Here is a 22,846-nt window from a genome sequence, read left to right as displayed (position 1 = left end):
CTGGGTCCGTCTGGAGCCTGAACCGTCGACCTCGAGATCAGCGGTTATATGCTTATCACTGCCATCCGGGAACACCCTTAAGGGGTGCGGCTCCTGCATAACGGCTATACTCTGATTTGAGATGTGCTGGATAATAACCAGCTATCGCGCGTCCGCCAATGGCGACGAACGAAGGAAGAAGGGCCCGTGCCGCGAGCAATCATCGAGGTAAGAAACCTACGCAAGGAATACCCCGTCGAGGATGAGACGGTGGTGGCGCTTGACCGTGTCAATCTCAGTATCCCGCAAGGCCAGATCTGCTGCATTTTCGGCGAGTCCGGCTCCGGCAAATCCACGCTGCTCAACCAGTTGGCCGGCATGGAAAAACCGACGCGCGGCGGCGTGCGCATCGGCGGTGTGCCCGTCAGCAGGCTCGACGAACGCGAATTGGCGGCCTTCCGCCAAAAGCATCTCGGATTCGTGTTCCAGTCGTACAACCTGCTACCCAATCTGACCGCGCTGGAAAACGTGGCAATGCCGCTGATGTTCCACGGCGTGCCCAAGGAACAGCGCGAACGTGCGGCGCGTGGCGTACTCAAACGAGTCGGGCTCGGCCATCGTCTCAGCCATTACCCGCGCCAGATGTCGGGCGGCCAACAGCAGCGCGTCGGCATCGCCCGGGCGTTTGTGACCAAGCCCGAGGTGGTGTTCGCCGATGAGCCGACCGGCAACCTCGACTCCAGAACCAAAACCGAGGTCATGACGATGATCTGCGCATTCGCCCATGACTTCAACCAGACCATCGTGCTGGTCACCCATGATCCGCAGATGGCCTCATACGCCGATCGCATCGTCACCTTGCTCGATGGTCGCATCACCGGCGATCGGCTCCTCGGTGCCGGATCCCCTACTCCCCGCCCATCCGCATCATCCACACCATCCAGCCAAGGCATGCAAGGAGCAGACCGATGAAGCATCTCACCCGCCGCACCATCGCCATCATCGTGGCGTTGCTGTCCTCACTCGCGCTGACGCTCACCGTCGTCTCCCTGCCGCGCCAGGCGTATGCGGTCGATGGCGCGGACGCGGGAGGCGCCGCGCAGGGAAGCGACGGCGGCGCCACGCCGCTCGCCGGACCGGTGCCCAACATCATCATCACCAACTTCGCGTATGGCGGTGATTCCGTGGCCGCCGGATCCAAATTCAACCTCGACTTCACCTTCCAGAACAAGGGACAGGTGGCGGTGACGAACATGGTCGTCACCGTGGACGGCGCGGAGGGATTCGCCATCGCGGGCGGCACGAACACGTTCTACGTCGACGCGCTGTGGGCCGGGTACGCGATGACGCAGACCGTGCCCATGCAGGCGCTCGCCTCCGCGAAAAGCGGCGCGCAGCCCGTGACCGTGAACTTCCGATACGAGTATGTGGACGCCGGCGCCCGCTCCTCAAGCCAGTCCGACGTCAAGATTTCCGTGCCGATCAGTCAGCCTGACCGGTTCGAAATCAGTGATCCCGTAGTGCCCGACCAGGTGATCGCCGGCCAGGAAAACACGGTCACGATGGAATATGTGAACAAGGGCAAAGGCGATATCGCCAACGTCGAGGCCACGATGGAGGGCGAAGGTTTCGATGCCACGATGAAAACCCAGTACGTGGGCAATGTGGCTTCCGGCGCCACCGGCACGATCGGGTACGCCTTCACGCCGCACGCGTCAGGCGAGCTGAAGACCACGCTCAAAGTCACGTACGAGGATTCCGACGGACAGACCAAAACCAAGGAATTCCCGCTCACCGTGTCCGTGGCCGACGCGCCAGCGGCGGACCAGCCCGGCGCGTCCGATTCGGTCGAAGGCCGCGGCGGCGATCGGGGGCTGCCGGTGCCGGCGTATGTGGCCATCGCCGTGGGCGTTGTGACGGTGATCACGGCGATCGTGCTGCTCGTGCGTCGCCGCAGGAGGAAGGCCGGGAAGAACGACATCGATGAGGATTGGGATGATTGGTCCGCGGGCGGGGAAGGCGCGGCCCCGGGCGATGGAGCCGCCGATCAGGCGTCCCCGCGCACCTCGGCGCCCGACGGGACGGCGCCCGGCGGGACGGCACCCGCGCCCGCCGCCCCCTCCCGCAAGGGTTGAAAGGTTCGGCCATGCGATTCGGCGACATCCTGCGACTTTGCCGGCAGAACCTATGGCGGCGCAAATCCCGTACGATCCTGACCGTGCTGGGCGTCATCGTCGGCTGCTGCTCGATCGTGCTCATGGTCTCGCTGGGCCAGGGCATCAACGAGCAGATGAACGCCTTGATCAAATCCATGGGCGATCTGTCCATCGTCACCGTGTATGCCGACGGCGGCCCCGACCGGGCGGAGCGGGGCGGTTCGTCGACCGGGAGCGGCGCCAAGCTCGACGACAAGGCTCTGGAGTCCTTCCGTGCGATGAACGGCGTGGACGGCGTGACGCCGATGATGGACTTCCCCTACACCGTGACGGCCAGAGCCGGCGCCGGCGGGCGTTACCTCCATGATTACGTGCAGGTCATGGGCGTCGATATGACGCAGTTCGACCGTATGGGCTACAAGCTCGTCGGCGGCGAGAAACCGTTCCGCGACGATCAGGTGCTCGCCGGGGAGACGTTCGCCTACGGGTTCCTGGACACGCTGAGGAACGGCGAGCGGCGCATGGGCGCGGGTGACGGCATGACGCCCCCGTGCGTCTCCGGCGCCGACGCCCAATGCGAGGGCCGCCGTGACGAGAAGCCGTTCTTCGACCCGCTCGTCACGCGGATTCGCGTGACCACCGGCGTCAATTACCAGGGCGACCAGTACACCATGTCCATGCAGGGCGGCGGTTCGGCCGGTGCGGCGGGCGCGGGCGGCGCCGCGGGACGCTCGGAAAACATCACCCTTGACCTGCAGATCAGCGGCGTCACGGCGAGCGACTACGGCAAAGGCTTTGCCACCTCCGATGGGCTGATCATGGATGTGAAGGCGATGAAGGCGCTGGCCGCAAAGGTCAATCCGTCCGCCAGGAAATCCGACACCTACAGTCAGGTGCTGGTCAAGGCCGCCGACCTCGGATCCGTGCCCGAAGTCGAATCGCAGATCAAGGCGTTGGGATACGAGACCTCCTCCTATGAGGACATGCGCAGGTCGATGGATGAGCAATCACGGGCGGTCCAGCTGATTCTGGGCGGCATCGGCGCGGTCGCGCTGCTGGTGGCGGCCATCGGCATCGCCAATACGATGATCATGTCCGTCACGGAGCGCACGCGGGAGATCGGCATCATGAAGGCGCTCGGCTGCTATGTGCGGGACATCCGCATCATGTTTCTCGCGGAGGCCGGCGCGATCGGATTCTTCGGCGGACTGATCGGCTGCGCATTGAGCGGACTGGTCTCGCTGGGCATCAACGTCGCCGGAATGCTGTACGCGAGTGGTGCTCCCGGTGCGCCGGGCGGCGGCGATGGCGCGCAGTCCGGCGCCTCCCTCTGGACCATACTGCGGCAGGCGATAGTTGGTGGCGAGAATGTGACCCGTTATTCGGTGATTCCGTGGTGGCTGTTCCTGTTCGCCGTACTGTTTTCCACGCTGATCGGCTTGCTGTTCGGCTTCGGCCCGGCCAATAAAGCCGTTAAAATCCCGGCCCTAGACGCCATCAAAAACAACGAGTGACCGATTCGACCACCTGATGTACCGTCAGGCCATACCGCTCGTCCAAGACGTCCAGCGGCACGCGGTCGGTGAATTCCTTGTCCGCGCCGAAGTTCAGCACGCGCGGATTGCGATCGTGGCCGGCCGCATCGCATTCGGGCACGTGATGATTCGCGTAGTATGCGGTCACCTTCTCGCCCCAGCCGCCTTCGCGCTGACCGTCCTCGAGAGTGACGACCAGTGTGTGGCCGTCACGCAACGATTCCAGGGTGGCGCAGTCCAGTGATGAGCATTGGCGCGGGTCGATGACCGTCGCCGTGATGCCGTGGTCCGCGCACAGCGCGGCGGCCGTTTGCTCGGCCAGCGGATAGGCGTTGCCCAGGCCTATGAGCGCGACCGCCGACCCGGCCTGGTTGACGCGCCAGTCCAGCATGCGGTATCCGTCGTCGCCGTGGGACCTTGTGGCAGGCCGGGGGTGCGCCGCGAACCGACCGCCGGTCAGCGGCAGCAGACTCGGGTCTCGCTCGGCCGACAGCAGCGGCTCTCCGGGCACGCGGATCACCACCGGCCCGTCGGGGGCGTGCGTGGCGCCGGAAGGCGCGGTGGCCCACGCGAGGTCGGCCAGATACTCGTCGGCCGAGGTCGGCGCCAGCATCGTGACCCCGGGGATGTTGGCGAACATCGCCACGTCATATGCGCCCGAATGCGTATTGTCCGAGGCAGACACGCCGCCCAGGAAATCAAGCACCGTGACCCGCGAACGGTTCAGGCTCATCTCCTGGAAGAACTGGTCGTAGGCGCGTTGGAAGAAGGACGCCGTGGTGGCCACCACGGGGGTGCCGCCCGCCCGCGCGATGCCGGCGGCATACGCCACGGCATGCGATTCGGTGATGCCCGTGTCCACGTAATGCGAGCCCGCGCGTTCGCGGAATTCATGGGTGATGCCGTTGGAGCCCGGCGTGGCGGGGGAGATGACCACCAGCCCCGGTTCGTCGGCGAATCGGGGCTCGAGGGCCGCCATCGCCATCTTGCCGTAATGCTTGCGCGGATTGTCCGCCTTGCCGATGGCCGAATCCGGGTTCTGCCAGTGTGAGGCCTCGCACTGGCCCTCATGCGGTTCGTGATCGGACAGATTGCAGTGATCCGAATGCCACGGTTCGCTGTGCAGCACGTTGCTCGTGGGGCGCACGCCGGTGTCGGAGACTGCCGAATCCGGCTCATGGACGTTCCCGACCGAGGCCGAGGATGTGCCGGCCACGTGACCGGCGCCGTCGTATCCCGCGCCCTTCAGCGTGTGGATATGGACCACCACCGGATGATCGATATTGCGCACTTCCTCGAAAGCCGCGACCAGCGCGGAAACATCGTTGCCGGATTCCACATACCGATAATCCAGACCGAACGCGTTGAACAGATTCGGCTGGGCGGTGCCGCCGGACGCGCGCAGGCGGGCGAGCGGACCGTACATGCCACCGAAATCGCCGGCAATCGACATCTCATTGTCGTTGAACACAATGATGAGATTGCCGCCCTGCTCAGCCGCGTTGTTCAGTCCTTCAAACGCCACGCCCGAACTCAGCGAACCGTCCCCGATCACGGCGACCACATTGCCGATGCCGCTGTTCGGGCCTTCCATATCGCGGGTTTTCGCCAAACCGCAAGCCAGTGAAATCGAGGTACCGGTGTGGCCGAGCACGAACTGGTCGTGTTTGCTTTCATCCGGATTGGTGAAGCCAGTCACCTCGCTGAAACGGTCTGGGTCCAGATAGGCGTCGGCGCGGCCCGTGAGCATCTTATGCACGTAGCTTTGGTGGGACACGTCGAACACGATGCGGTCACGCGGCGAATCGAATACGCGATGCAGGGCCACCGTGGCCTCCACCATGCCCAGATTGGAGCCGATATGACCGCCGTGTTGGTGGCCATATGCCAGCAGCGTGGCGCGAATCTCACGGCAGAGTTCGGCGAGCTCGTTGGGAGCAAGGGCCTTGACATCGGCCGGGCTGGCAATGCGGCTCAGCAGATGGGAGTCGTCGCCATGGGAAGGGGTAATGCTCGGGGGGATGTCGTGAAGGCGCGCGGTCCCCTCGGCGGCGCCGGAGACGGCGAGGGAATCGCTTGAATCAAATCCGTTTCCTGACGCGTTGCGCATACCCTCGAATCTCCCTTCGCTAATCTTTCCGAAGTTGAATGCTAACGCCCGGCATTGTCCGAGGTCCACATGACGAAGCAATGCCCCCAACATCTCCGTAAATGGGTGATTCGTTCGCTGCGCGATGTGGGACAATGAATGCGGTAATTCCCTTGATACCAAGGAGCGCGCAATGAAGGCCGTATACGCATCCACCGTCAACCATGCCGATCCGCTTGCCGCGTTGGCGGTGGGCGAGCAGCCCGAACCCCAGGCCCGCCCGTTCTGGTCGACCGTCTCGGTGCGTGCGGTGAGCGTGAACCATCACGACGTCTGGTCGTTACAGGGTGTGGGTCTCGCCGCCGAACAGACGCCGATGATCCTGGGCACCGATGCCGTGGGCATTCTGGACGAGGACATCCCCGGCAAGCATGGGCTCAAGGCCGGCAGCGAAGTGGTGCTGTACACGTTCGTCGGCACCGATGGCGCGGGCGTGGCCCCGGGCGAGCGCCGCACGATCCTCTCCGAGAAATACCCCGGCACGATGGCCGAGAAGACTGCCGTGCCGTCCGCCAACGTGTTCGCCAAGCCCGCAAACCTCACCACGGCTGAGGCGGCCGCACTCGGCACCAGCTGGCTGACCGCCTACTCGCTGTTGTTCGATGCCGCCGGCATCAAGCCGGGCGACTCCGTGCTCATTCAGGGCGCGGGCGGCGGCGTGTCCACTGCGGCCATCCAGCTCGCCCATGCCGCCGGTCTGGAGGTGTTCGTCACCTCACGCGACGCGGACAAGCGCGCCAAAGCGCTGAAACTCGGCGCGAAGGCCGCGCTGGAGACCGGTGCGCGGTTGCCGCGCAAGGTCGATGCGGTGATCGAGTCCGTGGGGGCGGCCACATGGGGTCATTCGGTGCGGTCGGTGCGTCCCGGCGGCACCATCGCCATCTGCGGCGCCACCACCGGCGACCAGCCCGGTGCCGAACTGACCCGGTTGTTCTTCCAGGACATCCGCGTGCAGGGCTGCACCATGGGTTCGCGCGAGGATTTCGCCCGGCTGCTGCGCTTCGTGGAGCACGCCGACCTGCATCCGGTGATCGATTCCGTGGTCGACGGATTGGACTGCGCCCCCGAGGCGTTCGCCAGAATGATCGCCGGCGACATGTTCGGCAAGATCGTCATCGCATTGTAGGAGCCCGGCTTCACGGGCCGGGGGAGCGGGTCTGCGGGGCGGACCCGGGGAAAACCGCAAGGCGTTGCCGAAGTAAGCGCCCAAGCGTACAGTGGGCCTTATTCTCAATAACTAGGGAGTAAATGATAATGGCAAATGAATCCAAGCCCGAAGTCGCAGTGGTCATGGGATCGGCCAGCGACTGGGAGACCATGAAGCGCGCCTGCGATATTCTCGACCAGTTCGGCGTCGCCTACCACAAGCAGGTCATCTCCGCGCACCGCACGCCCGAGCTCATGGCCGAGTTCGCGCACAACGCCCGCGCCAATGGCCTGAAGGTCATTATCGCCGGTGCCGGCGGTGCCGCCCACCTGCCGGGCATGATCGCCGCGCAGACCACACTGCCCGTAATCGGCGTGCCCGTGCGCTCCCACGCCCTGTCCGGCTGGGATTCGCTGCTGTCCATCGTGCAGATGCCCGGCGGCATTCCGGTGGCCACCACCGCCGTCGGCAACTCCGGTGCCACCAACGCCGGCCTGCTCGCCGTGCAGATGCTCTCCGCCTTCGAGCCCGAACTGGCCGACAAGCTTGAGGATTACCGTAACGAACTGAAAGAAAAGGTGGCTGAATCCAATGCCCAGCTTGTCTGAGGAAACAGGCGGTCGTGTTTCGATGCTGATGCCGGGATCGACCATCGGCATCATCGGCGGCGGCCAGCTCGGCCGCATGATGGCTTTGTCCGCCCGCTACATGGGCTTCCGCGTCGGCGTGCTTGACCCGACGCCGAACTGCCCGACCGGTCAGGTGGCCGACTTCCAGATCACCGCCGAATACGATGACAAAACCGCCATCCATGATCTGGCCGTGCAGTCCGACGTGCTCACCTACGAGTTCGAGAACGTGGACGCCGATGCCATCGACGAGGTGCGCGGCATCACCGCCACCCCGCAGGGCACTGACCTGCTGCGCGTGACCCAGCACCGCGTGCACGAGAAGCAGTTCATCAACGACCACGGCACCGCCACCGCACCGTGGCACGCTGTCAACAACTTCGATGAGCTTGACGCCGCATTGGATGATATTCATTATCCGGCCGTGCTGAAGACCGTGTCCGGCGGCTACGACGGCCACGGTCAGCTCGTGCTGCGTTCCGACGCCGACTTGGAGAAGATCCGCTCCCGTTCCGACCGTGGTGGCGGCTTCCCGCCGAGCATCCTGGAAGGCTTCGTCGACTTCGCATTCGAGGCTTCGATCCTGGTCTCCGGCAACGGCAAGGACTTCGTCACCTTCCCCATCGTGCGTAACGAGCACCGCAACAACATCCTGCACATGACCATCGCCCCCGCCGAAGTGTCCGAACATGTGGCTCGCGAAGCGCATGAACTGGCGATTCGCTTGGCCAAGGGCTTCGAACTGGCTGGCACGCTGGCCATCGAACTGTTCATCACCAAGGACGATCAGGTCATCGTCAACGAGCTCGCCCCGCGCCCGCACAACTCCGGCCACTACACCATCGAGGCCTGCTCGATGGACCAGTTCGACGCCCACATCCGCGGCATCGCCGGCTGGCCCATGCCCAAGCCCAAGCTGCTCTCGCCGGCCGTGATGGTCAACGTACTCGGCCAGCATGTGGAGCCGACGCGCGCGCTGATCGCCACCCACCCGGAGTGGAATGTGCACGACTACGGCAAGGCCGAAGTGCGCCACGACCGCAAGATGGGCCACATCACCGTGCTCACCGACAACCCTGATGCCACGGTTGCTGACCTTGAGGCCACCGGCTGCTGGGACGACCTGAAAAAGAAGGCGTGACCTTATCGATGGTTGAACATATCGAACGCCAGACCAAGCAGAAGGACGCGATTCGCGCCGCCTTGGCCGACTGTGAGGAGTTCATCTCCGCTCAGGACCTGCACCGCAGGCTGGAGGACGAAGGCTCGAAAATCGGCTTGGCCACCGTGTACCGCCAGCTCAACGCCTTGGCTGATGCCGGTGCCGCCGACACGATCCGCCTGGACGGCCAGCAGCTGTTCCGCCTATGCGGCGACGACGGACATCACCACCACTTGGTGTGCAAGCGGTGCGGCAAAACCGTGGAAATCGACCCGCCCAGCGAGGCTTGGCTGCGCAAAGTGGCCGACGGCCACGGCTTCACCGTCGAATCCCACACCCTGGAGGTCTTCGGACTATGCCCTGATTGCCAAAAGGAGCAGAAAGCGCAGAAGTCTCAGAAAGCAGTGAGCGAATAACAAATGGGATCGGCTTCAAAGCCGATCCCATTTGTTATTCCGCTGCTATTCCACCGACTTCAGGGCGCCGAGCATGTCGACCGTCTTCAACCGCCGGTAGACCAGCACGCCGAGTCCGCCGAGCACCTTGATGGTCGGCAGTTCGCGGATACGTTCGGAGACGTTGAGATTCATCAGATTGTAGAGGATCACCACGGCCAGCAGCTCAGCCACGAGAATCAGCACTTCCATGATCTGATCCGGCAAGTCGACGATTGTGGCCACCTGTTTCTTCGAAGTCGTGTTCTGCACAATGCCCTTCGCGCCGTCCAACTTTATGAGCTTGGCGCTACGCGACTCCACATTGGAGGTCTCATGGTTCTTGAGCCTCACCATATAGGCGTTCGACTGGTACTGTTCGCCGAACACGTGCTTATAGCCACCCGAAGTCATGAACATGAAATGCCCGATATGCATTTCGGTGATGCCGTCCACGCGCACCTTGCGCTCGGTGCCGCTCGAATCGGTGACGGTAATCGTGTCGCCTACCTTGGCGTCCATCATCTCCGCCATACGTTCGGAGATGATCGCACCACGGTCGGTGAGCACCTGCGGCTTGTGCCCGGTGCGCGAACGCAGGGTGATGTAGTCGCCGAAATTGTAGGTGTCATCAGTGGCGATCAGGGTAATCGACTGTTTGTCGTTCTCCTTGCCGGCCACTTTCGACATCTCCTCGTAGTAGATCGGCGCGGACTCGGAGACGGCCCCGCCCTTCATCGCCTTGGCCACTTCGGCGCGCCGCGAATAATGTTTTCGTCAGCTTTGGTCAGGCCATAATCGCTGATGACGGTTATGTCATCGAGATTGTTCTGATTAAAGAAGTCGGTGCCGGTTGTTTGCATGTCCGGCCCGAAAGCTGCGCGGGGAAGTTGTTGATACGGTCCTGAAGCCCCACGTCGATAAGCGCTTGGGTCGGTTCCTGCGCGTCTTTCATGATTTCGGAGGCGAGCTCCACGTTCTCCTTGGCCGTGAGGTTGGCCACCAGATTGTAGAACTGGAACACGAAGCCGAGGCGTTGCGCTATGTCAAGCGTGAGTATGCGTTCTTCGACGCACTGTCCCGTTCGGGCAACGATATGCAGATGTATGACCGGGTCAAGGATGTGTTGAAGCAGATGCTGCTTGGGCAGGCGGCCCGTGTGGGTGCCGAGCTGAGCTACAGCGGCATTCCGCGCGACTATGCGCTGGAAATTCTGGTCTCCGCCGTCTCATCGATTATTTGGCTATGGATCCGGCGCGGCTGCAAGGAGGCACCCGAGCAAATCTGCGCCATCATCGAGAAAAACAAAACCACCGCGCCCGTAGACATCATACGGTAAGCGCGGTGGTTCGTGTCGGAATTTGGCTCCCCTCCCTGAGAGGAGCCAATCCGCAGGAGAAATCGGAAACCTAAAACTCAGGCAGCCAGCTCGGCCTTGAGTTCCTTGAGGTCGGCCAGGATCTCATCGTGGCACTTCTCGTTGGTGTCGAAGGCAAGGTGGCAGAAGGCGCACTCGTGGCCTTCGCGGTTCTCGTGGCAAGCGTGCAGGCAAGCCTTGCCCCCGTACTCTTCGGTGTGGTTGTGCTCGCAGCCGGTGTCGTCGCAGCAGTCGCCGGTGAAGCAGCAGCCGCAGCGGCCACAGGCGGCCACGCCGTGCTCGTGCTTGGTGGCGTCGAACTTGGCCAGCGTGTCCTTGCAGACGGCGAAGGTGCCCTCTTCGGTAACGATCTCGTAAGCATGCTCATCGATGGTCTTGATAGTCATTGTTGTTCCTTTCAGCGTTTGTTCGTCTGTGACTGTAGGGAGGCAGACGGCAGCGACGAAAGTTGGTGAAAGTGATTATCAGGCCCATTGCTGCTATTAAGAGCAATGAGACCTCATGCAGTTTTGTGTCGGTAACGGGCCGATTGTTGGCCGAGTGTCGACGCCTGGTATAGGTGGTGGCGGTACCAATCCAAATATTGGTGGAACGACGACGATGATCGTGTCTGGCGTCGGTGCTGCGCCAAGCGTTGGCAATCTAACGATGCGAGTGGAGCTTATATCGTCGCTATTGCGCCAAGGATTGGAAGGGCACCGATGCTGAAGGCCAGTAGCGTCGGGACTGCGCCATTATTTGTTCGAGCGCCGACGGCCAGTATCGTCTGGCGTCGTCAGTGGTCCATCCTTTGGTGAGGTGCCGACGCTGAGAGGCGGTTCGATGGCATGCTTCGCCGCACACTTGGGGCACAGGTCGAAAATCTCCAGTTCGTGGGCGATGGTCTGGTACTTCAACTGCTTGGCGGCTTTGTCGATCCACTGCTCAAGTCCGGGAATCTCGATTTCGATGGTCCGCCCGCATTCGTGGCATACGATGTGATGGTGGTGATGCTGGTCCGAGCACTCGCGGTAGAGGGCCTCGCCGTTGACGTGGATTACGTCGAGCTCGCCTTGGGAGGCCATCATCTGCACATTGCGGTAGGCGGTGGCCGTGCCGATGCGCGTGCCGCGCTCGCGCAGGATGTCGGTGATTTCCTGGGCCGTGGCGAATCGGGATAGTTCCGCCAGGACCTGGGTGATGAGGAGTCGGGGTCGCGTCACGCGCCGAGTGGTCGCGGTTTGCTCGGTGCTCATGACGTTCTGCCCCTTTCTGTTAACAAATGATATTCATTATCGTTATTAAAGCAAATCAGATGCCCGGCATGTTGTCACATGATTTGAATCAACTGGCAGAAATCCCGCGTTTCAACGAGGCCTGCGCGGGATTTCTGCCAGTTTTGAGCCCTATAAAGGCAGAGCCCCCGCGTACCTTTCGTTGTAACGCGGGATTTCTGCCGATATGGGGCGAGTCATGGCGCAGCGCAGTGCTTTCCATTTCGGGAGACGCGTCATTTACTGCCAGTAGAAGTAGCCGGTCGGGGCGGCTGCGGCTTTGCTGACCGACCGGACCTGCAGTATAAGGCCTTGGCGCTCGTGGCCGGCGGAGCCGTAGACGCCCTGCTTGATGACGGCGTCGACGGTGACCCAGTCGTGATTGTGCGAGGTGCCGGCCTTGCCGGAGCTGGCTATGAACCCGAATGGGGTCATGTCGAGAATGCAGCAGGACATGAACTGGCGGGACAGCTCGAACTCGTCCGCGTCGAACGTACGCGACTTGCTCACAAACCCGGTGACTTGCACATGGTAACCGACGTAACGCTGCGGATTATGGTCGATCTGCTCGAACCATGAGCCGAATTCGTCGTTGCTGATGGTCAGGGTCTTGTTCGCCGTGTCGAGTCCGTGCAGCTGCGAGGAGCCATCAGGCTTGTGCGAGCTGCGGGGAATGGCGATAGCGCGGCCGCCGGCGTACTCGTCGAAGCCGCCGCTGCCGCTGCTGGGCTGGAACGGCACGGCGATCAGCAGCGCCGGAATAATCAAGGCGATCAGGAACCGTAAAACCGAACGCTCCGTGGCGTGGAACAGTCCGAGCCATGCTGCGGTCGCCAGCGCGAACAGCAGTACCGCACCGATGATGAGATACGGCAGCGAACGCGGCGTGGTCAGCGTGGTGTATGATCCGCCCACCGCTGCATAGGCGATGGCCGCGCCCAGCGCCGCGAAACACAGCGCCTCCACGCGGTCGGGGAGTGTGGCTTTGCGCTTCATGGCTACGCTCCCATCACCAGATGGGCGGCAATCGCGGCGAGGAGGCAGGCCGCCGCCACGGTCGCGATGAACCGGATGATGAACCGTGGCCGGCATTCCGTGGCCAGCATCAGCGTGTTCTTGAGGTCGAGCATCGGGCCGAAGACCAGGAAGGCAAGCATGGCGGAGACCGGCAGCGCGCCAATCATGCTGGCGGCGATCACCGCATCGGACGTAGAGCACAGCGAACACAGGAACGCCAGTCCCATCGCCGCCAGAATCAGTACGATGGCACCAGCGTCATCGAGCGTGCTTGAACCGTTGGTCAACGACGACAATGCGGTGCGCATGATGGAGGCAATGATCGTGCCGAACAGCAGAATCGGCATCATCCGCATAAAGTCGTCATGCGTATGCCGAATGAAATGCGTGAACCGCTCCAATCCGCGCCCCGTGCCCCCGCCGGCGGGGGCTGTCGGCAAAGCCGACTGGGGGTGGCTCTCAGGCGAATCACCCGTCGCCCCTGCACAATCCTCGCAAATCAACGACCGCCCAATCGTCAGCGGCCTCTCACGCACCGCAGGGGAGCGGAGCGGCCACACCGCGAACGACACCCCCGCGACTATCGCCACTACCATGCCCAACCCCATGCGGGCCGCCACCATCCATGGTTTGTCGGTGAATGCGAACCATGTGGACCATATCGCCATCGGATTCATCACCGGCACTGCGCACAGAAACGTCACCGCACACGGCAGCGGCAGGCGTTTGCGCATCAGATTCGCGAACGTAGGCACCACCATGCAATCGCACACCGGTAGGCACAGACCGGCCACCAATGCCGCGGCCAGTCCGCCGGCCAACGATTTCGGTATGTGGCGGGCCAGAAAATCGGCGCTGACGAACGTGCTGACCGCGGCCGACATCATCGCGCCCAGCAGCATGAACGGAATCGCCTGCAGGATAAGCCCCGCGGCACCGGTGCCGATACGCACCAGCGGAACCGGAAACCCACGCGACTCGAGCATCGCGGAAGCCGCAATCAGGAACGCCACCAGCGGCGTGCCGATAATCAGAAACAGATAGTTCGCCGAATGGTCCTGTTGCGCGGTGTTCACCTGTTCCGTGCGCTGCGTGCGAGGTTCTTTCATGCGAATATCACCTGCCATATCGCCGTCATATTAGCACCGTACGCATGATAGTGGTCGAGATAATATGCGAGTCCCCGCATGCCGATGGTACACATCGATATGCGGGGAACTTTGCACATGGTTGCCTGGGCCGATGGCGAATCAGTGGGCCAGCATCTCGGTGGCCACTTCCTCCTTGCTCATGGACACCGGGTAATACGTGGGCCAGTTGTCCATTTCCTTGAGGGTTTCTTCCTGTCGTTGAAGTGACGTTGCGCGGTGGCGGCGGTGGCAGAACCGGCCCCGGCCTTGTCCGCGTAGGCGGCGTTGATGGCTTCGGTATCCTTTAGCACGGCTTCCGGGCTGAACCACAGGTGCGGGTTCGTAGCACCATGGTGGTGATGGTGGCCTTCTTCGCCCTCGGCGTGGTCGTGGGAATGCTCGTACTCGTCGGTGGCGGTGACGCCCATGAGGTCGCCCGCGTTCACGATGGTCTGGCGTTTCTTGTCAAGCTGCGCCTTTCCGCCCAACCATCGTAGCCGGCGACGTTGAGCCACGATGTCTGCCTTGGCGAGCTTGGCCAGATCGGATGCGGTGGACTCCATAAAACGGCGGTTCGCCCCGGCAGGTGACGGCATACGGAAGGAAATGGGAGAAAGAACGTACGCCGCCGGCCTGTGGAGCGGACCGTCGAGTTGTTGTTACGAGACTTGATGGATTGCGGAATCCACGATGTTGGTTATGGCTTCATATACCCCTTTCGTACGGCTGCGGCCAGATTCTGCGGAACCTGAACCACTTCGCCTTCAGGCGTTCTGACCGTGGCCAGCTGAGGCACCTTGGCCTTCCAGTTGGCTCGGCGCGAATGCGTGTTTGCTCGGGACGCCTTGTACTTGGGCAGTGCCATCAGCCTTGCCTCGCCTTCCAGTGGGGGTTCTTCTTGTTGATTACATACAGATGGCCGCGCCGGCGGACGACATAGGAGCCATCCTTGCGGGCCAATGAGCGGACCGATGCCTTGACCTTCATGTCCGTTCCTTTCTTCTTGTCTTACGGTCTTTGCGGAATGTGCGGCGAATCACTTGCGCCCGTAACGAGCGTTGAACTTCTGCACCTGACCGGCGGCGTCGATCACCACATTCTTGCCGGTGTAGAACGGGTGGCTGTAGCTGGACACCTCCACATTGACGAGCGGGTAGGTGTTGCCGTCCTCCCAGTCGATGGTCGGCAGGTTTACGGCCTTGGCCACCAGTGTGGACTTGGTGAGGAAGTACTTGTCGGCGGAGCGGTCATAGAAGACCACGGGGCCGTATTCGGGGTGGATGCCCTCTTGCATGGTTATGGACCTTTGGTTGTGTGGTGTTGTGTGGTGATATGGATGAGAATGGCGTCGGACGCGCGGGCGGAATCCGGTGAATTGAGATGGCCTGAGACGGCCTGATCACCAGCTGGATTTCACCACGCCGGGCAGTTTGCCCTTGTGTGCCTTCTCACGCAGATTGATACGTGACAGGCCGAACTTGCGGTTGTAGGCGCGCGGGCGGCCGTCGATGGAATCGCGGTTGCGCAGACGGGTGGGGCTGGCGTCGCGGGGGAGGGCCTGCAGCTTGCGCATCGCCTCGGCGCGTTCTTCGGCGGTCAGATGAGGGTTGACGCTGTCGCGCTTGTATTCGGCGCGGCGTTCGGCATACTTGGCGACCATGCGTTCGCGCTGCAATTGTCGGTTGATCTTACTGGTTTTGGCCATGTCCGGCTCCTTGATAAGGCTCCGGGGCGCGGGAATCGCGCCGGCCGGAGCTGGGACGAGTGCATTCGTTCATTGGGCGCATGCCGCAAGGTTCGGAAGATGAGTTCATGAAATGGTGATAGAGGAAACCGCCGGAATGCCAACAAGGAAACGATTTCGGCGGGTGCTTAAGCCTCTTCCTCGCCTCGCGACTGGTGTCCAATGAACGAACAGATGGATTAGCGGGTCTCTCGGAAGAGCACCCGTTTGCGGACTACCGGATCGAACTTGGTGAGCTCAAGACGGTCCGGCGTATTACGACGATTCTTGGTGGTGGTGTAGGTGAATCCGGTGCCGGCCGTGGACTTCAGGGTGATGACCGGGCGGATTGCGGAGGATTTGCTTGCCATGAGTGGTGCTTTCTATGTGTGGGTGTCACGCTGTTATGTCACGTATGTCGCGTACGTCGCGGTGCCATGTGGGTGATGCAGCTCGTTAGCGCGGTTTGTTGCGCGGTTACGCGCCGGCACAGTGGCGGGCCTACTGACTGCCCGAGCATGGGGGTGATGCCGTGGCCGGTTCAGTTGACGTTCTGATCGCGGCGGATGCGGGCGATCGCCGCCTCGATGCCGATGCGGTCGATGGTCTTGATGCCCTTGGCGCTCACGGTAAGCGTGACGTGCCGCTGCAAGGACGGCACCCAGTACCGCTTGGACTGCAGGTTCGGGGCGAAGGTTCGGCGTGTTTTCCTGTGCGAGTGGGAGACGCGGTTGCCGACCCCGGCGCGTGTTCCCAGAATTTGACATGTTTTGGACATGCCTGCAACTATATCATAATGATAACCATTATCAAATCAGAAAGGCTGTCATGATTCATCCGGCATTGCAATCACAGGGAAACGCGGAGGGGCGCACGCCCGTGGTGCTGCTCACCGGCGCCGACCGCCTGAGCCTGGACTCCGTGACGTTCTCGTTGGTCGATTCCTTCCCATCCGTATGCTCGATTGCTTATGACGTGCGCCCGAACGAAGCCGTGGAATCCGGTCTCGATATCGTGCGCAACGTCGCGAAGCCCCAGGCAAGCGGGGTGGTGTTCGGCGAGTCCGATTCGTTCGGGCTCGAGGGGTGCTGCATGAGCTGCACGGTCAAACATGACCTTGAACGGACGCTCGGATCGCTGCAAGGGCGGGCCGGCGCGTTTCTGGTCTCGCTGCCTGTGGGCCTTGAGGCCACGCCGGTCGCGCAGTATCTGGCCGATTCCTTCCGTCTCAACGAGTGGGGTGAGTCGATGTTCGTGGGTGCGGTGGCCAATGCCGTAGGCCTTGACGAATTCGAAGAGCGATTCTTTGACGACGACCGTTTGTGCCTGTACGGCATGGGCGAGGAGAACGGCGTCTATGACGAGCGTTCGACCGGCGTAGTGGTCTCCCGCCTGATCCGTGAGGCCTCGTGCGTGCTCGAATTGCCGGTCATTGGTGCCGGTTGCCTGGCACGCCATTTGGATACAGACGGGGAGTGCGCCTGCCGCGACATCATCCGTGCAATCGCCTTGCGTGATGCGCTGGTCTGTGAGGATGCCCACACCGTGGGGCTCGTCGACCTGGTGCAGGCGTCGGTCTGTGCCGCGATGCCGTTGTGACATGTGCGGCAAACGGCAGAACCCCCGCGTCCGAACGAAGGTGGCGCGGGATTTCTGTCGTTTCCGAGGCCTTAAATGGCAGAACCCCCGCGCGGGTATCGTTCGGACGCGGGGATACTGCCGTTTCGTCTGCCGAAAACGGCGGGATCCCGCGTTGTCATCGTCGGGGCGCGGGATTTCCGCCGGCAGCGCGGGTGTGCGCGTGCAACACGCCGACGTAAATGCAAATGATAATAATTCTCAATACATGTTATTCTGTCGTGTTGGGGGCCGGGCGATGATGCAGCAACAGCAGCATCGCCCGGCCAAACAGCTGAATTAGAGAGGAAAATCCAATCATGTCCATCATGTCCAACGCCAAGCGCGCGCTCGCCATCGCGGCCGCCTCGGCGACCCTGTTCTCGATGGCCGCCTGCGGTTCCAGCAATGCCGCCGGCAGCAAGTCCGATTCCAGCAGCGCCGCGTCTTCCGGCAAGATCGAGGTCGTCGCCTCCATCAACCAGTGGGGTTCCGTGGCCGAAGACCTCGGCGGCAGCAACGTCGAAGTCACCAACATCATGGCCAAGACCAACGTCGAGGCGCACGATTACGAGCCCACCAGCCAGGATGTCGCCAAGTTCGGCACTGCCAAGGTAGCCGTAGTCAATGGCGCCGACTACGACCCGTGGGCCACCAAGGCCGCCAAGTCGACCAAGGCCACGCTGGTCACCGCCGCCGAGACCACCGGCATCAAGGAAGGCGACAACCCGCACGTCTGGTTCTCCGCCAAGGTGCGCTCCAGCACCGCCGACGCCATCACCGCCGCCTATCAGAAGGCCGACCCGAGCCACAAGGACGACTACGCCAAGCTCAACAAGGATTGGCACGCCAAGGAAGACCAGCTTGAGTCCAAGATCAAGGAGACTTCCGCCAAGACCGAGGGCCTGCCGTACGCCGCCACCGAATCCGTGGCCTGGTACCTGGCCGACGACCTCAAGATGACCGACGTCACCCCGAAGGGCTACGCCCAGGCCTCCGCCAACGAGAGCGAGCCGACCCCGGCCGACATCAAGGACTTCCAGGACACCCTGAAGGCTGGCTCCATCAAGATGCTCGTCTTCAACAGTCAGGAAGCCACCTCCACCACTGACCAGATCACCGGTGCCGCCAAGGACGCCAGCGTGCCGATCGTGGAGCTCACCGAGCAGATGCCGAAGCAGTACACCAACCTGCTCGACTGGATGAGCGCGCTGGTCGACCAGTTCGCCGCCGCCGTGAAGTAATGCGGCAGTAGCTGGCAATCCGCAACAGCGATAAGGGAAATAGCCAAGTCAGATAGCGAGGCGTTGTCTAGGGGAGAACAGAACACTTCGCTATCAGGGAAGGCTCCTTATATATCAGGGTGCTTCGGGGATGTCCCGAGGCACCCTTTGCGTTAGGGTGAATAGTTAGGAAACGGTAAGAAAATAGTGGAACTATGGATTTTCCAAAGTTCAGTGGCAACAATATGCCCTTGAAAAGGCACATACGGAAACAGGCGAATGAGCGAGAACACTAGTAGTACCACCACCACAGTGAAACCCCATTTCAAGCTTTGGGCCAAAAAGGCCGAAGCCAATGAAGTCACGCCCCAGCACCCCCACAAGCCCTTCCCCGGCTGGGTGTACGGCGTGCTCTTCGTTATCTTCGACATCATCGTCGTGACGGCGCTCGAAGTCGGTGTTTCGGCAAGCTCCACCCGCGTGCAGCTGTCCAGTCCGACCGTCGGATTCGGCTTCGTGAGCAAGATGTGGACCGACGGCAACTTCGTGTTCGCGCTCAACATGATACTTGTCGCGCTGCTGTACCTTATGCTCCTGATGCTGCTCAACCGGTTCTGGGCGTCGAGCATCGTGATGCTCGCGGCCGGGATCATCGTCGCCGTCATCGAGCATTTCAAAATCGAGATCCGCTACGAGGCCATCCTGCCCGCCGATCTCGGGTTCCTCGGCTCCAATACCGGCAACATGCTCACCTTCGCCCCGGCCGGCGCGCACGTGACCATCCTCATCGCGCTCGCCGTGTTCGCCGTGCTGCTCGTCCCGGTATTGGCGCTGCGGTACGCCGACGGACGCAAAGGCCGCATGATTCAAACGGATGATCGCCGCCTGAACCTCACGTCCCGTCTGATCCTGTTGCTGCTGCCGATTCTGGTGTTCGCGTTGTACTGCATGCATGTGAGCACCACCGATTCGCTGGCCAACAAGTTCTCCCGCGCCTTGGGAGACACGCCATCCATGTGGGATTCCGTGTATGACGCGCAGCGCAACGGTCCGCTCGTAGCCTTTACCCGCCAGCTCAACCCGAAGATCATGGACAAGCCGAGCAACTACTCCGAGGAGACCATGAAGAAGGTCGCCGCTCGCTACCAGAAGAAAGCGGAGATGATCAACGCCTCCCGCACCAATAATCTTACTGATTCGACAGTGGTGTACGTGCTGTCCGAATCCTTCTCCGACCCGAGCCGCGTGCCGGGACTGAAGACCAGCAAGGATTCGATGCCCAACATCCGCAAGATCAAGGCGGGCACCACCTCCGGCCTGATGCTCTCCTCCGGCTACGGCGGCGGTACGGCCAACCTCGAATACATGGGACTTTCCGGCCTGAGCATGGCCAATTTCGATTCCTCCCTGTCCAGCCCGTACCAGCAGCTGGTCCCGAGCCAGCATTGGACCCCCACCATCAACCAGATGTGGGGCGCGCCCGCCAACTCGCTCGGCTATCATCCGTACGAATCCAGCATGTACTCGCGTGCCACGAACTACAAGAAGTTCGGCTTCTCGCACTTCTACACGTTGACCGGTCCGGACGTGATCAAGTATCAGGACAAGATCGACGAGTCGCCGTACGTTTCTGATAAGTCTTCCTATGATTCTGCGCTGGAAGGCATCAAGTCCGGCAAGACGAACAAATTTATCCAGATCATCACCATGCAGAATCACATGCCATACCACGAGTGGTATGAGAATAACGACTACACCGCCGAATCCACCACGGGTACGCCGCTGGGTGATGATGAACAGCAGTCGATTGAGACCTATCAAAAGGGTGTGGAGATTACCGATCAGGCCACTCAGGAGTTCCTGAATGAACTGGATGCGCTGGATAAGCCCGTCACCGTGGTGTTCTATGGCGACCACTTGCCGGGCATCTACTCGTCCGCCAGTGAGGATGACAATAACTCCCTGGCCCTGCACCTGACCGATTACTTCATCTGGTCGAACAAGGCCTCTGGTTCCCAAGGCAATAAAGCAAGTGATGCAGCCTACTCCTCGCCGAACTTCTTCGTGGCGCAGGCCGCCGATCACATGAACGCCAAGGTCAGCCCGTATCTGGCGTTCCTAACCGAGATGCATTCCAAGATCGCCGCCATGGAACCGCCCGTGGTCAACAAGATCCAAGGCTGGGACCGTATCCCCGAAGGCCAGAGCATCTACCTTGATCAGAACGGCAACCCGATGTCCACCGATGACTTCGACAAGGAAACCAAGCAGCTGCTTGCCGACTACAAGCTCATCCAATACGACATCACCGCCGGCAAAAACTACCTCAAAGACACTGATTTCATGACGTTGCCGTAAACCCGGGCGGCGCGCGCCGGCGCGACGGCGGGACGCGGGCGCGATGACGTACGATGGGTAGGTCGGCACCCGGGAAGACCATTCCGGGGGTGTGTGGGAAGGAAGCGTCATGGTCAATGTGGAATTCACCCGGCTACGTCACGCCTATGAATCAGGCCGCACGAGACCGTTGGCTTGGCGGCGGGCGCAATTGGATGCGCTGCGCCGGCTGGTAACGGACAATCGCGACGCCTTCGCATCCGCGGCCATGGCCGATTTGGGCAAACCCGCGGCGGAAACCATACTGATGGAGCTCAATCTGGTGGCCAGCGAGGCGAAGTTCGTCCGTAATCGGCTCGGTTTATGGGCCGCTCGCCATCCCAAGGCAATGCATTGGATGCTGCAGCCCGCAGTCGGCTGGACGATCGCCGAACCCAAAGGCGTGGTACTCATCATCTCGCCATGGAACTACTCGGTGCTGTTGGCTCTGGAGCCCATGGCCGACGCGCTAGCCGCAGGCAATGCCATCTGTCTGAAACCCTCCGAGCTTTCGCCGAATACCTCGCGTCTTATCGCCGAACTCGTGCCGCAGTACCTTGACCCCGAGGCCGTGCGCGTGGTCGAAGGCGGTCCCAAGGAAACCGGCGAACTGCTGAAGTGCCAGTTTAACCATATCTTCTACACCGGCGGCGGCCACGTCGGCAAAATCGTCATGCGGGCGGCGGCCAAGCACCTGACGCCGGTCACGCTGGAACTTGGCGGCAAATCACCGTGTTTCGTAGACCATACGGTGGATATCAATGTAGCTGCACGACGTATCGCATGGGGCAAGTTCACCAATGCCGGACAGACATGTGTGGCACCCGACTATGTGCTTGCCACGCCGGATGTGGCCGAGGCTCTGGCTGAACGTATCGCCGTATCCATCACCGAATTCTATGGTGAAGATCCGAAAGCCTCGCCTGATTTTGGTCGTATTATCAACGATCGTCATTTTGAACGACTGTGCAAGCTACTGCCCGTCGGCACCGTGCCGCCTGAGGAGCCGAGCTCGCCGCTGGTGCAGGTGGCATCGGCGGTAGGCGCGGCCATGGATATGGTCGGGCGGCGCTTCAATGTCGTGGCTGCCGGACGCGGAAGCGCGGGGGAGACAGCCGGTGGCGGTGCCGGTAGCGCGAACAATGCGGCGAAGCCGGCGGCCGGTTCGAATACGGCAGCCGCTGATAGTGATGCGACTGCCTCGGCCGCTGTCGAGCCGAGCGAGATTCACAAGGTGCCCGGCGTGTTCGACCCGGCCGGTCGAATCATTTGCGGCGGCAAGGTCGATCGCGCCGCCCGATATATCGCGCCCACCGTACTGTACGGCACGTCGCCAGATGCGCCGGTAATGAAGGAGGAGATTTTCGGGCCGATTCTGCCGATTCTGGTGGTCGAGGATGCCGAGTCCGCAATCCGATTCATCAACAAGCGCTCTCGACCGTTGGCCGCGTACGTGTTCTCGCGCGATCACGAGGTGCGGCTGACTTTCGAACGTCAGACCAGTTCCGGTGCTCTTGGATACTCGCTGCCGTTAGGCCATCTGCTTTCCAGCCGACTGCCGTTCGGCGGTGTGGGCGATTCCGGTATCGGCGCCTACCGCGGCAAAGAAGGCTTCCTCACCTTCAGCCACGTCAAAACCGTGGTTACCAAGCCGCAGTTCCCCGACACTCTGCGCCTCGTGTACCCGCCCTTCAATGAAGCCAAGGCCAAACTGTTCAACATCATCGCCAAATTCAGCTAGCATGATATCGCTCGCTGATATTGGGTGATGGCGTTGTCATAGTGACGTTCGCTGTCCCGGCAGCCACGTCAATCGATTGATTCGTGTACCGGGCCAGATTTTTCTGTCCTGGTATTTGATTTCGAGTCATTTTCTGCTTACCGGGACAAAACTGACGCCGAAAGTATCGTCCGCGTATTACGAAAATGGCGGAATAG

The 22,846-nt window shown here is 61.7% G+C and carries 25 protein-coding genes and 2 pseudogenes; 12 read left to right on the top strand and 15 right to left on the bottom strand.

All coding sequences use genetic code 11. The features are described 5' to 3' along the window. The first annotated feature begins 186 nt into the window (after positions 1-186). The 3 genes from BLIJ_RS10310 to BLIJ_RS10300 are packed head-to-tail and all read left to right on the top strand — an operon-like array spanning position 187 to position 3,649. Positions 187-951 (top strand): ABC transporter ATP-binding protein, encoded by a 765-nt coding sequence (locus tag BLIJ_RS10310; protein WP_012578260.1) that lies wholly within the window; start codon positions 187-189, stop codon positions 949-951. Beyond that, positions 948-2,114 (top strand): COG1361 S-layer family protein, encoded by a 1,167-nt coding sequence (locus tag BLIJ_RS10305; protein ID WP_012578259.1) that lies wholly within the window; start codon positions 948-950, stop codon positions 2,112-2,114. Before BLIJ_RS10310 ends, BLIJ_RS10305 begins: the two co-directional genes overlap by 4 nt. 11 nt (positions 2,115-2,125) lie before the next feature. Continuing rightward, the gene (locus BLIJ_RS10300) at positions 2,126-3,649 is read left to right on the top strand and encodes an ABC transporter permease (protein WP_012578258.1); all 1,524 of its coding nucleotides are present in this window, start codon (positions 2,126-2,128) and stop codon (positions 3,647-3,649) included. Here the strand turns inward: BLIJ_RS10300 and BLIJ_RS10295 are convergent. Continuing rightward, a complete protein-coding gene (locus tag BLIJ_RS10295) occupies positions 3,633-5,780 on the bottom strand; it encodes a 1-deoxy-D-xylulose-5-phosphate synthase (RefSeq protein WP_012578257.1) in 2,148 nt (715 codons plus the stop codon). The two genes, BLIJ_RS10300 and BLIJ_RS10295, sit on opposite strands and share 17 nt — an antisense overlap. A 172-nt stretch (positions 5,781-5,952) precedes the next feature. Between BLIJ_RS10295 and BLIJ_RS10290 the strand changes: the two genes are divergently transcribed. From BLIJ_RS10290 to BLIJ_RS10275, 4 genes are all read left to right on the top strand, one after another. Continuing rightward, positions 5,953-6,945 (top strand): zinc-binding dehydrogenase, encoded by a 993-nt coding sequence (locus BLIJ_RS10290; RefSeq protein WP_012578256.1) that lies wholly within the window; start codon positions 5,953-5,955, stop codon positions 6,943-6,945. Positions 6,946-7,073: 128 nt separating this feature from the next. After that, positions 7,074-7,574 carry a 5-(carboxyamino)imidazole ribonucleotide mutase gene (purE, locus tag BLIJ_RS10285; RefSeq protein WP_010081100.1) on the top strand — a complete coding sequence of 167 codons (501 nt, stop codon included), beginning with the start codon at positions 7,074-7,076 and terminating at the stop codon, positions 7,572-7,574. Next, a complete protein-coding gene (purK, locus tag BLIJ_RS10280) occupies positions 7,558-8,736 on the top strand; it encodes a 5-(carboxyamino)imidazole ribonucleotide synthase (RefSeq protein WP_012578254.1) in 1,179 nt (392 codons plus the stop codon). Before purE ends, purK begins: the two co-directional genes overlap by 17 nt. 8 nt (positions 8,737-8,744) lie before the next feature. Continuing rightward, positions 8,745-9,173 (top strand): Fur family transcriptional regulator, encoded by a 429-nt coding sequence (locus tag BLIJ_RS10275; protein WP_012578253.1) that lies wholly within the window; start codon positions 8,745-8,747, stop codon positions 9,171-9,173. Positions 9,174-9,218: 45 nt separating this feature from the next. On the opposite strand, the gene BLIJ_RS10270 is transcribed toward BLIJ_RS10275, so the two are convergent. Both BLIJ_RS10270 and BLIJ_RS13825 read right to left on the bottom strand, forming a co-directional pair. Continuing rightward, the gene (locus BLIJ_RS10270; protein WP_014485094.1) at positions 9,219-9,941 is read right to left on the bottom strand and encodes an ABC transporter permease; all 723 of its coding nucleotides are present in this window, start codon (positions 9,939-9,941) and stop codon (positions 9,219-9,221) included. Between the two features lie 118 nt (positions 9,942-10,059). Next, positions 10,060-10,224: pseudogene (locus BLIJ_RS13825) on the bottom strand (ABC transporter ATP-binding protein); the annotation flags it as partial. Positions 10,225-10,227: 3 nt separating this feature from the next. On the opposite strand from BLIJ_RS13825, the gene BLIJ_RS10260 reads away from it, so the two are divergent. Continuing rightward, positions 10,228-10,530 (top strand): TetR-like C-terminal domain-containing protein, encoded by a 303-nt coding sequence (locus BLIJ_RS10260; RefSeq protein ID WP_014485092.1) that lies wholly within the window; start codon positions 10,228-10,230, stop codon positions 10,528-10,530. Positions 10,531-10,607: 77 nt separating this feature from the next. Here the strand turns inward: BLIJ_RS10260 and BLIJ_RS10255 are convergent, their stop codons facing one another. The 12 genes and pseudogenes from BLIJ_RS10255 to rpmB form a co-directional block, all read right to left on the bottom strand. Further along, positions 10,608-10,955: a hypothetical protein gene (locus tag BLIJ_RS10255; protein WP_012578250.1), complete on the bottom strand. Its 348-nt coding sequence runs from the start codon at positions 10,953-10,955 to the stop codon at positions 10,608-10,610. 348 nt (positions 10,956-11,303) lie between these two features. After that, positions 11,304-11,804, bottom strand: a complete 501-nt coding sequence (locus BLIJ_RS10250) for a Fur family transcriptional regulator (protein WP_012578249.1) — start codon at positions 11,802-11,804, stop codon at positions 11,304-11,306. A 258-nt stretch (positions 11,805-12,062) separates the two neighbouring features. Beyond that, entirely contained in the window at positions 12,063-12,818 is a 756-nt protein-coding gene (locus tag BLIJ_RS10245) for a TIGR03943 family putative permease subunit (RefSeq protein ID WP_012578248.1), read from the bottom strand. Positions 12,819-12,820: 2 nt separating this feature from the next. Further along, positions 12,821-13,948, bottom strand: a complete 1,128-nt coding sequence (locus tag BLIJ_RS10240) for a permease (protein WP_012578247.1) — start codon at positions 13,946-13,948, stop codon at positions 12,821-12,823. Positions 13,949-14,089: 141 nt separating this feature from the next. Continuing rightward, positions 14,090-14,149 (bottom strand): annotated as a pseudogene (locus BLIJ_RS15395) (hypothetical protein); the annotation flags it as partial. Next, a complete protein-coding gene (locus BLIJ_RS15390) occupies positions 14,128-14,532 on the bottom strand; it encodes a metal ABC transporter solute-binding protein, Zn/Mn family (protein ID WP_014485090.1) in 405 nt (134 codons plus the stop codon). The pseudogene BLIJ_RS15395 and the gene BLIJ_RS15390, both read right to left, overlap by 22 nt. Positions 14,533-14,666: 134 nt before the next feature. After that, on the bottom strand, positions 14,667-14,834 hold the full coding sequence (gene rpmF / locus BLIJ_RS10230; protein WP_012578245.1) for a 50S ribosomal protein L32: 168 nt from the start codon (positions 14,832-14,834) through the stop codon (positions 14,667-14,669). Further along, positions 14,834-14,956 carry a 50S ribosomal protein L36 gene (gene rpmJ / locus BLIJ_RS10225; protein WP_012578244.1) on the bottom strand — a complete coding sequence of 41 codons (123 nt, stop codon included), beginning with the start codon at positions 14,954-14,956 and terminating at the stop codon, positions 14,834-14,836. Before rpmJ ends, rpmF begins: the two co-directional genes overlap by 1 nt. A gap of 49 nt (positions 14,957-15,005) precedes the next feature. After that, a complete protein-coding gene (locus BLIJ_RS10220; RefSeq protein ID WP_012578243.1) occupies positions 15,006-15,263 on the bottom strand; it encodes a type B 50S ribosomal protein L31 in 258 nt (85 codons plus the stop codon). A gap of 105 nt (positions 15,264-15,368) precedes the next feature. Then, positions 15,369-15,674, bottom strand: a complete 306-nt coding sequence (gene rpsN / locus BLIJ_RS10215; RefSeq protein WP_012578242.1) for a 30S ribosomal protein S14 — start codon at positions 15,672-15,674, stop codon at positions 15,369-15,371. 218 nt (positions 15,675-15,892) lie between these two features. Further along, entirely contained in the window at positions 15,893-16,063 is a 171-nt protein-coding gene (gene rpmG / locus BLIJ_RS10210) for a 50S ribosomal protein L33 (protein ID WP_012578241.1), read from the bottom strand. Between the two features lie 170 nt (positions 16,064-16,233). Then, positions 16,234-16,470, bottom strand: coding sequence for a 50S ribosomal protein L28 (rpmB, locus tag BLIJ_RS10205; RefSeq protein ID WP_012578240.1), 237 nt, complete (start codon positions 16,468-16,470; stop codon positions 16,234-16,236). A gap of 50 nt (positions 16,471-16,520) precedes the next feature. Between rpmB and BLIJ_RS10200 the strand changes: the two genes are divergently transcribed. The 4 genes from BLIJ_RS10200 to BLIJ_RS10185 all read left to right on the top strand — a co-directional run bounded on the left by BLIJ_RS10200 (position 16,521) and on the right by BLIJ_RS10185 (position 22,649). After that, positions 16,521-17,291: a hypothetical protein gene (locus tag BLIJ_RS10200; RefSeq protein WP_014485089.1), complete on the top strand. Its 771-nt coding sequence runs from the start codon at positions 16,521-16,523 to the stop codon at positions 17,289-17,291. 338 nt (positions 17,292-17,629) lie between these two features. Further along, positions 17,630-18,553, top strand: coding sequence for a metal ABC transporter solute-binding protein (locus BLIJ_RS10195; protein ID WP_012578238.1), 924 nt, complete (start codon positions 17,630-17,632; stop codon positions 18,551-18,553). Between the two features lie 258 nt (positions 18,554-18,811). Beyond that, entirely contained in the window at positions 18,812-20,890 is a 2,079-nt protein-coding gene (locus BLIJ_RS10190) for an LTA synthase family protein (RefSeq protein ID WP_012578237.1), read from the top strand. Between the two features lie 109 nt (positions 20,891-20,999). Continuing rightward, a complete protein-coding gene (locus tag BLIJ_RS10185; RefSeq protein WP_012578236.1) occupies positions 21,000-22,649 on the top strand; it encodes an aldehyde dehydrogenase family protein in 1,650 nt (549 codons plus the stop codon). The last annotated feature ends 197 nt before the right edge of the window (positions 22,650-22,846 follow it).

The sequence above is a fragment of the Bifidobacterium longum subsp. infantis ATCC 15697 = JCM 1222 = DSM 20088 genome (genome assembly GCF_000269965.1).
Classification (GTDB): Bacteria; Actinomycetota; Actinomycetes; order Actinomycetales; family Bifidobacteriaceae; genus Bifidobacterium; species Bifidobacterium infantis.
Note: the sequence above shows the minus strand (reverse complement) of the source record. Positions and strands in the feature narration are given on the sequence as shown.